The organism is Mesosutterella faecium (assembly GCF_022809315.2).
In the GTDB taxonomy this organism is placed as follows: Bacteria; Pseudomonadota; Gammaproteobacteria; order Burkholderiales; family Burkholderiaceae_F; genus Mesosutterella; species Mesosutterella faecium.
Window position 1 is genome coordinate 1246362 of the sequence record NZ_JAKZJU020000001.1, and the last position, 12907, is coordinate 1259268.

At 65.0% G+C, this 12907-nt stretch carries 12 protein-coding genes; all 12 read left to right on the forward strand.

Annotated elements, in window-relative coordinates:
• The first annotated feature begins 18 nt into the window (after positions 1–18).
• The 12 genes from trpB to MUN46_RS05880 all read left to right on the forward strand — a co-directional run bounded on the left by trpB (position 19) and on the right by MUN46_RS05880 (position 12845).
• Entirely contained in the window at positions 19–1212 is a 1194-nt protein-coding gene (gene trpB / locus MUN46_RS05825) for a tryptophan synthase subunit beta (protein WP_243377519.1), read from the forward strand.
• Between the two features lie 6 nt (positions 1213–1218).
• On the forward strand, positions 1219–2016 hold the full coding sequence (gene trpA, locus MUN46_RS05830; RefSeq protein ID WP_243377518.1) for a tryptophan synthase subunit alpha: 798 nt from the start codon (positions 1219–1221) through the stop codon (positions 2014–2016).
• 110 nt (positions 2017–2126) lie between these two features.
• Positions 2127–3047: an acetyl-CoA carboxylase, carboxyltransferase subunit beta gene (gene accD / locus MUN46_RS05835; protein WP_243377517.1), complete on the forward strand. Its 921-nt coding sequence runs from the start codon at positions 2127–2129 to the stop codon at positions 3045–3047.
• Positions 3048–3128: 81 nt separating this feature from the next.
• Positions 3129–4451, forward strand: coding sequence for a bifunctional tetrahydrofolate synthase/dihydrofolate synthase (folC, locus tag MUN46_RS05840; RefSeq protein ID WP_243377515.1), 1323 nt, complete (start codon positions 3129–3131; stop codon positions 4449–4451).
• Between the two features lie 37 nt (positions 4452–4488).
• Positions 4489–5382, forward strand: coding sequence for an SPOR domain-containing protein (locus MUN46_RS05845; protein ID WP_243377514.1), 894 nt, complete (start codon positions 4489–4491; stop codon positions 5380–5382).
• Positions 5383–5429: 47 nt separating this feature from the next.
• Positions 5430–5990 (forward strand): CvpA family protein, encoded by a 561-nt coding sequence (locus MUN46_RS05850; RefSeq protein ID WP_243377513.1) that lies wholly within the window; start codon positions 5430–5432, stop codon positions 5988–5990.
• 122 nt (positions 5991–6112) lie between these two features.
• Positions 6113–7615, forward strand: a complete 1503-nt coding sequence (purF, locus tag MUN46_RS05855) for an amidophosphoribosyltransferase (protein ID WP_243377512.1) — start codon at positions 6113–6115, stop codon at positions 7613–7615.
• Positions 7616–7707: 92 nt separating this feature from the next.
• Positions 7708–8118 carry a VOC family protein gene (locus MUN46_RS05860; protein ID WP_243377511.1) on the forward strand — a complete coding sequence of 137 codons (411 nt, stop codon included), beginning with the start codon at positions 7708–7710 and terminating at the stop codon, positions 8116–8118.
• 441 nt (positions 8119–8559) lie between these two features.
• Complete coding sequence (ilvB, locus tag MUN46_RS05865; protein ID WP_243377510.1) at positions 8560–10308, forward strand: biosynthetic-type acetolactate synthase large subunit; 1749 nt, start codon at positions 8560–8562, stop codon at positions 10306–10308.
• On the forward strand, positions 10305–10805 hold the full coding sequence (gene ilvN, locus MUN46_RS05870; protein WP_237978045.1) for an acetolactate synthase small subunit: 501 nt from the start codon (positions 10305–10307) through the stop codon (positions 10803–10805). Before ilvB ends, ilvN begins: the two co-directional genes overlap by 4 nt.
• A 79-nt stretch (positions 10806–10884) precedes the next feature.
• Positions 10885–11901 carry a ketol-acid reductoisomerase gene (gene ilvC, locus MUN46_RS05875; protein ID WP_237978044.1) on the forward strand — a complete coding sequence of 339 codons (1017 nt, stop codon included), beginning with the start codon at positions 10885–10887 and terminating at the stop codon, positions 11899–11901.
• 185 nt (positions 11902–12086) lie between these two features.
• Positions 12087–12845, forward strand: a complete 759-nt coding sequence (locus tag MUN46_RS05880) for an SIMPL domain-containing protein (protein ID WP_243377508.1) — start codon at positions 12087–12089, stop codon at positions 12843–12845.
• The last annotated feature ends 62 nt before the right edge of the window (positions 12846–12907 follow it).

Sequence of the window (12907 nt, forward strand, 5' to 3'; positions counted from 1 at the left end):
TCGAAAGAGGAATCATCCATGTACAACATGCCGGACAAGAAGGGGCACTTCGGCCCCTATGGCGGCGTATTCGCTTCTGAAACGCTAATCAGCGCGCTCACCGAGCTCAAGCAGGCCTACGAGCGCTATCGCAATGATCCTGATTTCGACCGAGAGTGGCGCTACGAGCTTGAGCACTATGTGGGCCGCCCCTCCCCGATCTACTACTGCGAGCGGCTCTCCGAGATGACCGGCGGCGCTCAGATCTACCTCAAGCGCGAAGATCTCAACCACACCGGGGCCCACAAGGTGAACAACACCGTCGGGCAGGCGCTTCTCGCGAAGCGCATGGGCAAGAAGCGCGTGATCGCCGAGACGGGCGCGGGCCAGCACGGCGTGGCCGCGGCCACCGTGGCCGCCCGCTACGGCATGAAGTGCTGCGTCTACATGGGCGCGAAGGACGTCGAGCGCCAGGCCCCGAACGTGCTTCGCATGAAGCTGCTCGGCGCGGAGGTGCGCCCCGTGACGACGGGCTCCGGCACCCTGAAGGATGCCCTGAACGAGGCGATGCGCGACTGGGTGACGAATGTGGACGACACCTTCTACATCATCGGCACCGTGGCCGGCCCCGCTCCCTATCCGGAAATGGTCCGCAACTTCAACGCGATCGTCTCCGAGGAGACGGTGAAGCAGTTCCCGGCTATGACCGGCTCGGAGCCCGACTACGTGGTCGCCTGCGTGGGCGGCGGCAGCAACGCGATCGGAGCCTTCTACCACTGGATCGACCACAAGAACGTGAAGCTCGTGGGCGTCGAGGCCGCGGGCCGCGGCCTCGAGACGGGCGAGCACTGCGCCTCGCTCGAGCGCGGCACGACCGGCGTGCTGCACGGCAACCGCACGGCGCTTCTCATGGAAAACGAGGGCCAGATCAAGCCCGCCTATTCCATCTCCGCGGGCCTCGATTACCCGGGAGTGGGTCCCGAGCACGCGTACCTGCGCGACATCGGGCGCGCCCAGTACGTGGCGATCACCGACAAGGAGGCGCTCGACGCCTTCCACAAGCTCTGCCTGATCGAGGGCATCATCCCGGCGCTCGAGTCGAGCCACGCGCTTGCCTACGCGCTCAAGATCGCTCCGACGCTGCCGCGCGATAAGAAGATCCTCGTGAATCTTTCGGGCCGCGGCGACAAGGACCTGGAAGTTGTGCTGAAGACCATGGGCGAAAAGGAGTAAGAAGAAATGTCACGTCTGGAATCCAGTTTCAAAGAGCTCCGCGAGGCGGGCAGGAAAGCCCTGGTTCCCTACATCTGCGCGGGAGATCCGTCGCTTGAGGCGACGGTGCCCCTCATGCACGCGCTCGTCGCGGCCGGCGCCACGGCGATCGAGCTGGGCATGCCGTTTTCCGATCCGATGGCCGACGGCCCCGTGATCCAGCGCGCCTCCGAGCGCGCGATTGAAAACGGCGCGAACCTCGACTACGTCTTCGAGTGCCTGAGGAAGTTCCGCGAGACCGACAGCCGCACGCCTGTGGTGCTCATGGGCTACGCGAACCCCGTCGAATACCGCGGGCAGGAGAAGTTCATTGCGGACGCGAAGGCCGCGGGCGCGGACGGGATCCTCATCGTCGACTATCCCTACGACGAGGTTCCCGAGTTCTACGAAGCGGTGAAAAAAGCCGGGATGGATCCGATTTTCATGCTCGCGCCCACCTCTGCGGAGTCCCGCGTGAAGGAGGTCTGCGCCCTGGCGACCGGATACCTCTACTACGTGTCCCTCAAGGGCACCACGGGCGCGGGCACGCTCGACGTCGGCTCGGTGCGCGAGAATGTCGCGAGAATCGAGAAGTACGCGAAGTGCCCGGTGCTCGTGGGCTTTGGCATCAGCAGCGGCGAGACCGCCCGCGCGATCGCCCAGACCTGCAGCGGGGTCATCATCGGCTCGGCCCTGATCCGCTACGTGACCGCGCACCGCGAGGACGCCGTCGAGGCCGCCGGCAGCTGGATCTCCGAGATCCGGCGCGCCCTTGACGCGGCCTGATGCGGGCCTTCGGTTTTTTTGGGTAATGAAAACGGCCCGGGAGGAAAGCTTCCGGGCCGTTTCTGCTTTATCCTTACCACCTGACAGGATCAATCACGGAGTCACTGAAGATGAGCTGGATTGACCGGCTTCGCCCGAAAATCAAAACCGAGAACGTCCCCGCCCAGAGCCGGGTCCCCGAGGGACTGTGGAGCAAGTGCCCGAACTGCGAGCAGGTGATCTACAGCCACGAGCTCGAGGCCTCGCTCAACGTGTGCCCGAAATGCGGCTACCACATGCGCGTGGGGGCGCGCTCGAGGCTTGAGAATTTCCTCGACTACGAAGGGCCCCGCGTGGAGATCGGCCGCGAGATCGTCTCGAAGGATCCGCTGCATTTCGTCGACTCCAAGCCGTACCCGAAGCGCGAGGCCGACGCGATCGCGAAGACCACTGAAACGGAGGCCCTCGTGGTGATGGCCGGCGAGCTCAAGAGAAACCCGGTCGTGGCCGCCGCCTTTGAATTCGGGTTCATGGGCGGCTCCATGGGCTCGGCCGTGGGCGAGCGCTTCGCGCGCGGGGTCGGCTACTCCATCGACCACGGCTGCCCCTTCATCTGCTTTGCCGCCTCCGGCGGGGCCCGCATGCAGGAGGGGCTGCTCTCGCTCATGCAGATGGCGAAGACCTCGGCCGCCGTGGCGGAGCTTTCGAAGGCGGGCCAGCCTTTCATCTCGGTCCTGACCGATCCCACCATGGGCGGGGTGTCCGCTTCCTTTGCCTTCGCGGCCGACATCGTGATCGCAGAGCCCGGGGCGCTCATCGGCTTTGCAGGCCCGCGGGTGATCGAGCAGACGGTGCACGAGAAGCTCCCCGAGGGGTTCCAGCGCGCCGAGTTCCTGCTTGAAAAAGGCGCAATCGACATGATCGTGGACCGCCGCGACATGCGGAGCGTGATCGGGCGGATTCTCGCCATGCTCGCCGGCCGGCCCCCGAAGGGCTCGGCCGCCCGTGAGACGGCTCCGGCCGAATCCGAGGTGCAGGCGGCTCCCTGGTAGAGCGCCGGTTCTTAAAATGCACGGACGGCCCCGGAGTTGAGCAGGGCCGTCTTTTTCTTTCCTTTTTGTCAGAAGGCTGCGATGGCAGAAAAATCCCTTTCCGAGTGGCTCGCCTACATCGAGGACATGCACGGCGGCATGCAGGTGATCGACCTGGGGCTTGAGCGGATGCAGGAGATGATCCGGCGGCTCGGCATCCGCTTTTCGATTCCGGTTTTCACCGTTGCCGGCACAAACGGCAAGGGAAGCACCTGCGCGATGCTTGAGTCGGTGCTCAGAAGCGCGGGGCTTCGCGTCGGCATGCACACGTCGCCCCACATGCTGCGCTTCAACGAGCGGGCCTGGCTGCTCGGGCGCGAGGCGACCGACGACGAGCTCACTGCGGCCTTCGGCGAGGTCGAGGCCGCGCGCGGGGACCTGAAGCTTTCCTACTTCGAGTTCACGGGGCTTGCGATCCTGAGGCTTTTCCAGAAATCGCACCTTGACGCCCTCGTGCTTGAAATCGGGCTTGGCGCGCGGCTTGACGCGATCAACGCGATCGATCCCACGGTCTCGATCGTGACCACGGTGGGCATCGACCACACGGCTTTCCTCGGGCCCGACCGGGAGTCGATCGGGCGGGAAAAGTCTTTCGTCTACCGCGGGGGGCCGGGCCACGCGGCGGTCTGCGCAGACCGCGATCCGCCCGAGAGCCTGCTCGCGCACGCGCGCGAGATCGGGGCGGACCTGCGGGTGCTCGGGCGCGATTTCGACGTCGTCGAGCACGGCGACGGGACCTTCGACTACCGCGGCCCGCTTTGGGACCTGCGGGGGCTGCCGCGTCCCGCGCTCGCGGGCGAGATGCAGCTCTCGAACGCCGCCGGGGCGATCGCGATGCTCGAGGCTGCGGCGGGACTCCGGCTGGGGCTGCCCGTGACCCGGGCGGCGCTTGAAGAGGGGCTGCGGCGCGTGGCGATCACGGGGCGCTTCCAGACCGTCTCCGTTTCCCCGAGGATCATTCTCGACGCGGGCCACAACCCGCACGCGGCTCGCGAGCTGCTTCGCAATCTCCGGGACTCGGCTCCCCGCGAGGGTGGCCGCACCATTGCGGTGGCGGGGATGCTGCGCGACAAGGACCGCCGGCATGTGGCCGGCATCGTGAAGGACGAGATCGATCTCTGGCGGCTTGCCTCGCTCACCGGCCCGCGCGCGAGCACGGCGGCCGACCTTGCCGCCGAGTTCGAGGCCGCGGGCGTGCCCGCTTCCCGCGTGAAGCTTTTCGATGACGTGGCCTCGGCGCTTGATTTTTCAATCGGCGAGGCCTCGGGCGCTGATAGAATTATCGTATTCGGTTCATTTGTGACGGTTTCGGCCGCCATCGAGGCCCTTCGCGCCCGCGGCATCGCGGTGGCGGTGGTTCCTTAAAAAGAGAAAAGCCTCAAGGGCAGGAAGGCAGCAGAGCATGGGATTTGGTTTCTGGAAGAAAAAGGGCGAAGGGCCCGAGGACGAGAAGCGCCGGGCAACTCCTCCGCGCGAGGCGAAGTCTCCGCAGGAGAGCGACTTTCAGGTGCGGCTTCGCCGCATCGCGATCGGGGCCGCGGTCCTGCTCTCGGCCCTGGTGATCGCTGGTCCCTTTTTTGTGAGCCACCGGGCGATTGAGGCCGAATCCCCGGCGAAAACCGAGATTCCCCCGGCTCCTTCGGCCGCGGCTTCCGTTCCGAGCGAGGCGAGCGCGGTGGTGAAGGCTCCGGAAACAAGCGTTCCGGCGGCTCCCGCCGGGGCTCAGCCGATGGCGGGCTCCGGTCAGGGCGCTTCGCCCCAGGCGCAGGCACCGGCCGCCCAGCCCGCTCAGCCTGCTCAGCCCCAACCGGATGTGAAGAGCCCGAAGATCGCCTCGGCCGAAGATGCGGCCCGCGCAAAGGCGAAGGCTGATGCCGAGGCGAAGGCCCGGGCTGCGGAGATAGCCAGGCAGAACGAACGCGCGAAGGCCGCGCTCGACAAGAAGGCGAAAGAGGCTAAAAAGCAGTCCGAAGACCAGCTGGCGGCCGCGATTCAGCGCGAGTCGGGCCGCAAGGGCGCTGCGGCCGATGCCAGGGCTTCGAAGGACCAGAAGGCCGCGGGCGGCGCCTGGACGATGCCGCTGGGGGCCTTCTCGGATCCGGCCGCGGCGAAAAAAGTGGCGGCCACCGCGCGGGCGAACGGCGTGCCTGTGTCCGTTTCAACGGCTAAGAGCGGGGGCAAGGCCCTCACCCGCGTCACGGCCGGCCCCTTCAAGACGCGCGACCAGGCGGCCGCGGCCGAAGGGCGGCTTGCAATGGCGGGCCTGCGCGCCGGCGCGCCCCGCCAGTCGAAATAAGGAACAAGCGCACGGCCGACGGCCTTTCTCGAGCGGAGTAAACCCGGATGGATTTTTCTGCCTTTAACCAGATCGACTGGGTGATCGCGGCCGTGATGGGCCTCTCGGGCCTGCTCGGGCTGTGGCGCGGCGTGGTGCGCGAGGTCGTCTCCGTGGCCGGGTGGATCGCAGCCGTGATCCTGGTCTTCCGCTATGCGGCGGAGCTGGCCCCGCACCTCACGTTTTTCACGGCTTTCGGCGACATAGGCCGGGTGGCTGCGGCAGCCGCGGTGATTGCGTTTGCCACCGTGGCCGCCTTCGCTGTGGCCGGAGCGGTGCTCCGGCTTCTCATCAAGGCGGTCTCCGCAGGCCTGGGAGACAGCCTCCTGGGGCTGCTCTTTGGCTTTGCCCGGGGTTTTCTCATCGTGGCCCTCGGCGTTTTTGCCGCGAGCTTCACCTCAGCGCCCGAGGGGCTGTCCTGGCAGAAAAGCGCGCTGCTGCCCTACGTTGAAAAGGGGCTGTCGCTCATGCGCCCGCTCATGCCCGAGGCGCTTGTGCAGATGGAAGAGCTCGCGCAGCGCAGGCAGCGCGCGGCCCGCGCCGCCTGGGAGGCCAAGTTCAAGCTCTAGGGGCCGTTGCTTTCCAAAGGGCAGTCCCGCATGAAGGCGTCCAAATTTCAAAGGCCCGTCGCGCTTTTTAGTTAAAATGAGCGACGTTCGCTTTTTCTACCTTTTCGAGGACTCGACAAGTTATGTGCGGCATTGTGGGAATGGTTTCCGACTCTCCTGTCAACCAGCGTCTGTACGATGCGCTGCTTCTTCTGCAGCACCGGGGGCAGGACGCGGCGGGCATCGCGACTCTGGACGGGCTCACCTTCCACCATCACAAGGCTCTGGGGCTCGTGAACGAGGTGTTCCGAACCCGCAACATGCGCAACTTGAAGGGCAACGCGGGCATTGGCCACACGCGCTATCCCACCGCAGGCTGCTCCTCTTCTTCGGATGAGGCGCAGCCTTTTTATGTGAACGCGCCTTACGGCATCATGTTCGCGCACAACGGCAACCTGACCAACGCGACCGCGCTCAAGCAGGAGCTTTACGAAAAGGATCACCGCCACATCAACACCTCCAGCGACAGCGAGGCGCTTCTCAACGTGCTGGCCGACGAGATCAGCCGACTGGTGCAGGGCTCTTCGCTCACGGCCGACAAGGTGTTCGAGGCGGTGCGCGGCGTCCACCGCCGCATCCGCGGCGGCTACGCCTGCGTCGCGCTCATTGCCGGCAAGGGCCTGCTCGCCTTCCGCGATCCGAACGGCATCCGGCCGCTCTGCTACGGCTCCTACGTGAACGAGCGCGGCTTCACCGAATACATGGTCGCCTCCGAGTCCGTGGCGCTGATCGGCACGGGCTTCACGATGGACGGCGACATCGCCCCGGGCGAGGCGATCTGGATCGACATGCAGGGGCATATGTCGCGCTGCCAGTGCGCGGACAACCCGAAGCTCACGCCCTGCGCTTTCGAGCTCGTGTACTTCGCAAGGCCCGACAGCGTGATAGACGGCATCAGCGTGTACGGGGCGAGGCTGCGCCTGGGCGAGTATCTGGCCGATGAAGTGGCCCGCTCGATCAGCCTCAAGGACATCGACGTCGTCATCCCGATCCCGGATTCGGCCCGTCCCTGCGCGCAGCAGCTCGCTGCGAAGCTGGGGCTGCCCTACCGCGAGGGGATCATCAAGAACCGGTATGTGGGCCGCACGTTCATCATGCCGGGCCAGGCCGTGCGCAAAAAGAGCGTCCGCCAGAAGCTCAACGCCATGCCGGTCGAGTTCCGCGACAAAAACGTGCTGCTGGTCGACGACTCGATCGTGCGCGGGACGACGATGGGGGAAATTGTGGCGATGGTGCGAAGCGCGGGGGCGAAGAAGGTCTATGTTGCGTCCTCGGCTCCCCGCGTGTGCTTCCCCAATGTCTACGGCATTGACATGCCGACCCGCTCGGAGCTGCTTTGCGGCGACGGCAAGGGCGAGGACGAGGTGGCCCGCATCATCGGGGCGGACAAGGTGGTCTATCAGAGCGTCGACGGACTGCGCGGAGCGCTCTCGGACATGAATCCGTCGATCCCTGACTTCGACTGCTCCTGCTTCGACGGGCACTATGTCACAGGCGACATCGACGAGGCCTATCTCGAAAAGCTGGAAGCGGAAAAGCGGGCGGCCAAGGAAGCCGACAAGGCGCGGAAGGCTGAAGAGGACTGATATATCCGCGCCCCAGGCCTCGGGCACTGGCCCTTGCGCCTCTGAGCGCGGAGCGCCGCCCCAGGGGCGCGGCTTTCAGGGAGAAAAAAGAAGTGGAAAGCGAGCCTGAGAAACAGCGCCCGGCCGTCGTGGACAGCCTCGATCATCTGGTGCTTACGGTGGCGGATCCGGACGCGAGCGTGCGCTTTTACTGCCGGGTGCTCGGCATGAGGCGCATGGTCTTTGGAAACGGGCGGCTCGCCCTGGGCTTTGGCTGCCAGAAGATCAATCTCCATAAAAAGGGAGCGGAAATCGCCCCCTTTGCCGCGAAGCCCACGCCCGGCTCGGCCGATCTGTGCTTTCTCACGCGCTCGCCCCTGAAGCGCATCGAGGAAGCCCTTGAAGCCTGCGGCGGGAAGCTCGAGCTCGGGCCCGTGCGCCGAACGGGCGCGCAGGGGCCGTTGCTCTCGATTTATTTCCGGGACCCCGACGGCAACCTGATCGAGGTCTCGAACCCCCTTTGAAGAAAAGAGGCGCAGCCCGGCGGCTCATCGCCCGTTTGGGGCGCAAAGCGGCGGGCCGGAAGACGAGTCTGCCCGAAGCCTCCTTCGCAAGCGCCCGGAAAGGTGCTCTTTTGGGAAAGCCGTTTTTTTCGGTTTTCGCCGCCTTTAAAAGCAGCTTCTCTGAACGGATTGCCCGGCAAAGCCGCCGGGCCAGGCCCTCTCATAGCCCCCAGGTTTTCCGCGGCATTTTCCTTTTGCTCTGACAGTATTTGCTTTTTCATTGTTGGAAAGTGTATATTTTTAAACATTGGCTTTGACAAAAGCCATCCAGCGTCATCTTCCCGTCTTTACCGGGCCGGGCCGCGTTGACGAAGCTATTGGTGACATGACCGTTTTCTGGCCACAAGCCGGAAGCAGGTCCTCCAGTCAAATTCATTGTCCGAATTTGAAAGGAACGAATTCATGAACTCAAGCGAGCCGGCTCAGAGCCGGGCCGACGCCCCCATCACAGGGGCTGAAATCGTCTGTCGGGCTTTTGCGGCCGAAGGGGTGACCGAGGTGTTCGGTTATCCGGGCGGAGCGGTGATCCCGATCTACGACGAGATTTTCAAGCAGAACAAATTCCGGCACATCCTCACGGGCCACGAGCAGGGTGCGGCGCACGCCGCCGATGCCTACGCCCGGGCGACGGGACGCCCCGGCGTGCTGATCGTGACCTCGGGCCCCGGCGCGACGAACGCCGTCACAGGCATTTCCACCGCCTACAGCGACTCGATCCCCATGGTGATCATCACCGGCCAGGTGGGCACCGACATGATCGGCACCGACGCCTTTCAGGAGTGCGACACGGTGGGCATCACCCGCCCCTGCGTGAAGCACAACTTCCTCGTCCGCAGGGTCGAGGAGCTTGCCGAAACGATCAGGAAGGCCTTTTATATCGCGACCACGGGGCGGCCCGGTCCCGTGCTGATCGACATCCCGAAGAACATTCAGACGTCGCGCTGCGTGTTCCGCTACCCGGAACAGGTGAGTCTGCCCACCTACAAGCCTGTCGTGAAAGGGCACTCCGGGCAGATCAAGAAGGCGCTCGCCGCGCTTCTCGATGCCCAGCGGCCGCTCATTCTCGTGGGCGGCGGGGTGATTCTCTCAAACGCAGCGGATCTCATGAACCGCTTCGCCAACCTCACCGGCATGCCCGTGATCTCGACCCTCATGGGGCTCGGGGGCTTCCGCGGCACGGACCGCAAGTTCCTCGGCATGGCCGGCATGCACGGGACGCTCGAGGCGAACCTCGCGCTGCAGAACTGCGATGTCCTCATCAACTTCGGCTCCCGGCTGGAAGACCGGCTGATCTCGGACGTGAAGGATTTCGAGCGGCTGCCCCGCACGGTGATCCACATTGACGTGGATCCCTCTTCGATTTCAAAGCGCGTGACCGCGCACATCCCGATCGTGGGCGACGTGCGTTCGGTGCTCGCGGATATGGTGCGCCTGCTTGAGGAGGAAGACGTGCAGCCCGATACCGAGCAGCTCGCCCCCTGGTGGAACCAGATCGACGAGTGGCGCTCGCGCCGCAGCCTCGACTACCCGAAGACGGACGGGGTGATCATGCCCGAGGCCGTGGTGGAGCACACGCAGGCCGCCGCCCCCGAGGGCACCATTTACACGACCGACGTGGGCGAACACCAGATGTACGCGGCTCAGTACCTGAAGCTTGACCGCCCGCGCGAGCTCCTCACGAGCGGCGGCCAGGGCACGATGGGGTTCGGACTGCCCGCCGCGGTCGGAGCCTCGATCGCGAAGCCCGGCAGCCCCGTCGTCTGCTTCACCGGCGACGGTTCGATTCAGATGTGCATTCAGGAGCTCATCACCTGCAAGCGCTACGGGCTCGCCCCGAAGATCGTGATCTTCAACAACGGGTACCTTGGCATGGTCGCCGTCTGGCAGCGGCTGTACTGCGGCGGGCGGCTCTCGGAGACGACGCTCGACCCGCAGCCTGATTTCGTTGCGCTCGCCCGCGCCTACGGCCACGTGGGCTACCGCTGCAAAACCTACGAGGAGCTCGACGCGGCGCTCTCCGACGCGTTCGGCGCCCACAGGGACGACTGCTGCGTGCTTGACGTGCACATCAGCCGCGACGAGCCCGTGATCCCCATGGTGGGGCCGGGCGAAGGCCTCACAAGCATGATTCTGCGGGAGGGAGCCAAATGACCAGCGAACGCCATGTCCTATCCGTGCTCCTGGAAAACAAGGCGGGAGCGCTCTCGCGCGTGGTGGGGCTTTTCTCCGCCCGCGGCTACAACATCGACAGCCTTACGGTCGCGCCGACCGAAAGGCCCGATTTCTCGCGCATGACGATCGTGAGCCACGGCGACGCGGACCTGCTCGAGCAGATCACAAAGCACCTGAACAAGCTGATCGAAGTGCTCAAGGTGGTCGACCTCACCGAGGCTCCGTACGCCGAGCGCGACCTGATGCTCGTGAAGGTCCGGGCCTCGGGGCGGGAGCGCGACGAAATGATGCGGCTTGCGGACATCTTCCGCGGCCATATCGTCGACGTGACCGACAAGTCCTTCACGATCGAGATCACCGGCGACTCGGGCAAGCTCGACGCCTTCCTCGCGGCGATCGATCCCAAGCAGGTGCTGGAGACCGTCCGTTCGGGCGTCCTCGGCATCGGTCGGGGTGAGCATATTCTTAAAGTTTGACCGTTTTTTCTTTTCTTTTTTCGGGCCGGGGAACCGGACCATCTGGCGGGGGGCGCTGCGCCCCTTAGGAGATACTTACATGAAAGTCTATTACGACAAGGACTGCGACCTTTCGATCATCAAGGGAAAGAAAGTCGCCATCATCGGCTACGGCTCTCAGGGCCACGCACATGCCCAGAACCTCCATGACTCCGGAGTCGACGTCGTGGTGGGCGTGCGCGAGAACGGCGCTTCCTGGAAGAAGGCGACCGCCGCAGGCCTCAAGGTCGCTCCGGTCGAGGAAGCCGTCAAGGGCGCGGACGTCGTGATGATGCTGATCCCTGACGAGAACATCGCCAAGGTCTACCGCGAGCAGGTCGAGCCCAACATCAAGCAGGGCGCGGCTCTCGCTTTTGCGCACGGCTTCAACATCCACTACGGCCAGGTGATCCCCCGCGAGGACCTCGACGTCATCATGATCGCCCCGAAGGCCCCGGGCCACACGGTCCGCTCCACCTACAAGGCGGGCGGCGGCGTTCCGCAGCTGGTCGCCGTCTTCCAGGACAAGTCCGGCAAGGCCATGGATCTCGCGCTGTCCTACGCCAGCGCCAACGGCGCTGGAAAGGCCGGCATCATCGAGACCACCTTCCGCGAGGAGACTGAAACCGACCTCTTCGGCGAGCAGGCGGTGCTCTGCGGCGGCCTGGTGCAGCTCGTGAAGACCGGGTTCGAGACGCTGGTGAAGGCTGGCTACGCGCCTGAGATGGCCTACTTCGAGTGCTTCCACGAGATGAAGCTCATTGTCGACCTCATGTACGAGGGCGGCATCGCCAACATGGACTACTCGATCTCGAACAACGCCGAGTTCGGCCAGTACTGGACCGGCCCGAAGGTGGTGGGCCCCGAGGCCCGGGCTGCCATGGAAAAGTGCATTGCGGACATCCAGAGCGGCGTCTACGCCAAGGCCTTCCTTGAGGAGTGCGCCCTGGGCTACCCGGTGCTGCGCTCGATGCGCGCCCAGACTGCCCGCCATCCCATCGAGACCACGGGCGCGAAGCTGCGCGCCATGATGCCCTTTATCACGGCGCATCGCCTGGTCGACAAGAGCAAGAACTAAGTTTTTGAAAAAATGCGCTCCGGGGACCGCCTTCGGGCTCCCCGGACACGTTTTGTTTCAGGTCCGGGGGCCAGGCTTCCGGATCTTTTTGTTTTCCAGAGTAAAGTGTTCTCCTTATGAAGCGGGTCTCGAGCGCGCCGGGGGACGGCGCGGGACGCTTCCTTTTTGTTTTTTGGAGCACGAATATGGCCTGGAAGGCAAGTTTGATCGCGGCGGCCGCCGCTTTGTCGATTTCGCTGCCCGCTACGGCGCAGCCGGTTCTTACGCCCGCGCGCGGCGCTGAAATCTCCTGCTCGGTCACCGTCACCCGGCCGGTGGCAAACGACGAGGCGGTGATCACTCTCTCGCTGACCCGCCAGGCCAGGACGGCCCGCGAGGCTCAGGACAAGCTCCTTTCAGCGATGGCCCCCGCGATGCGCGCTATCCGGGGCTCCGTTCCGTCCTCGGAGGCCGAGTTCCAGACCGGGCAGCTTTACACGAACGCGAACTACAGCCAGAGAAAGCCTGGCGAAGCCTCGAAGATCGTTTCCTGGACCTCGCGCCAGAGCGTGACGGTAAGGCTCAGCAACCCCTCGCGGGCGGGCTCGCTCATTGAGGCGGCCACTCCGCACTTTGAATTCACGGGCCTCTCCTTCCAGGTTTCCAAGGGCGCGTCGCGCCAAAACCGCAGGGAGCTGATGGCTGACGCCCTGCGCGAGCTCGCCGACCGGGCCTCGGTCATCGCGCGCTCGATGAACCTGCCCGCTTCTGAAGTGAAGCTGCAGAAAGTGAACTTCGGGTCGACGGGAGGCCCCGTTCTCTATCGGCCGGTCCGAATGATGGCGATGGCGAAGGCCGAGGGCGCGGCCAATCCGGCGCCTGATCTCGCCCCGGGCCAGTCGGATGTCGAGCTCACGGCTTCGGCGGTCTTTTCGATCGGAGAGAAGACTGAGGTGCGGAAGTAGAACGGGTTTCCCGGAGCGGCCCGCCTGAATGTGCGCCCGCACCGGGGCTGTTAAAATGATCC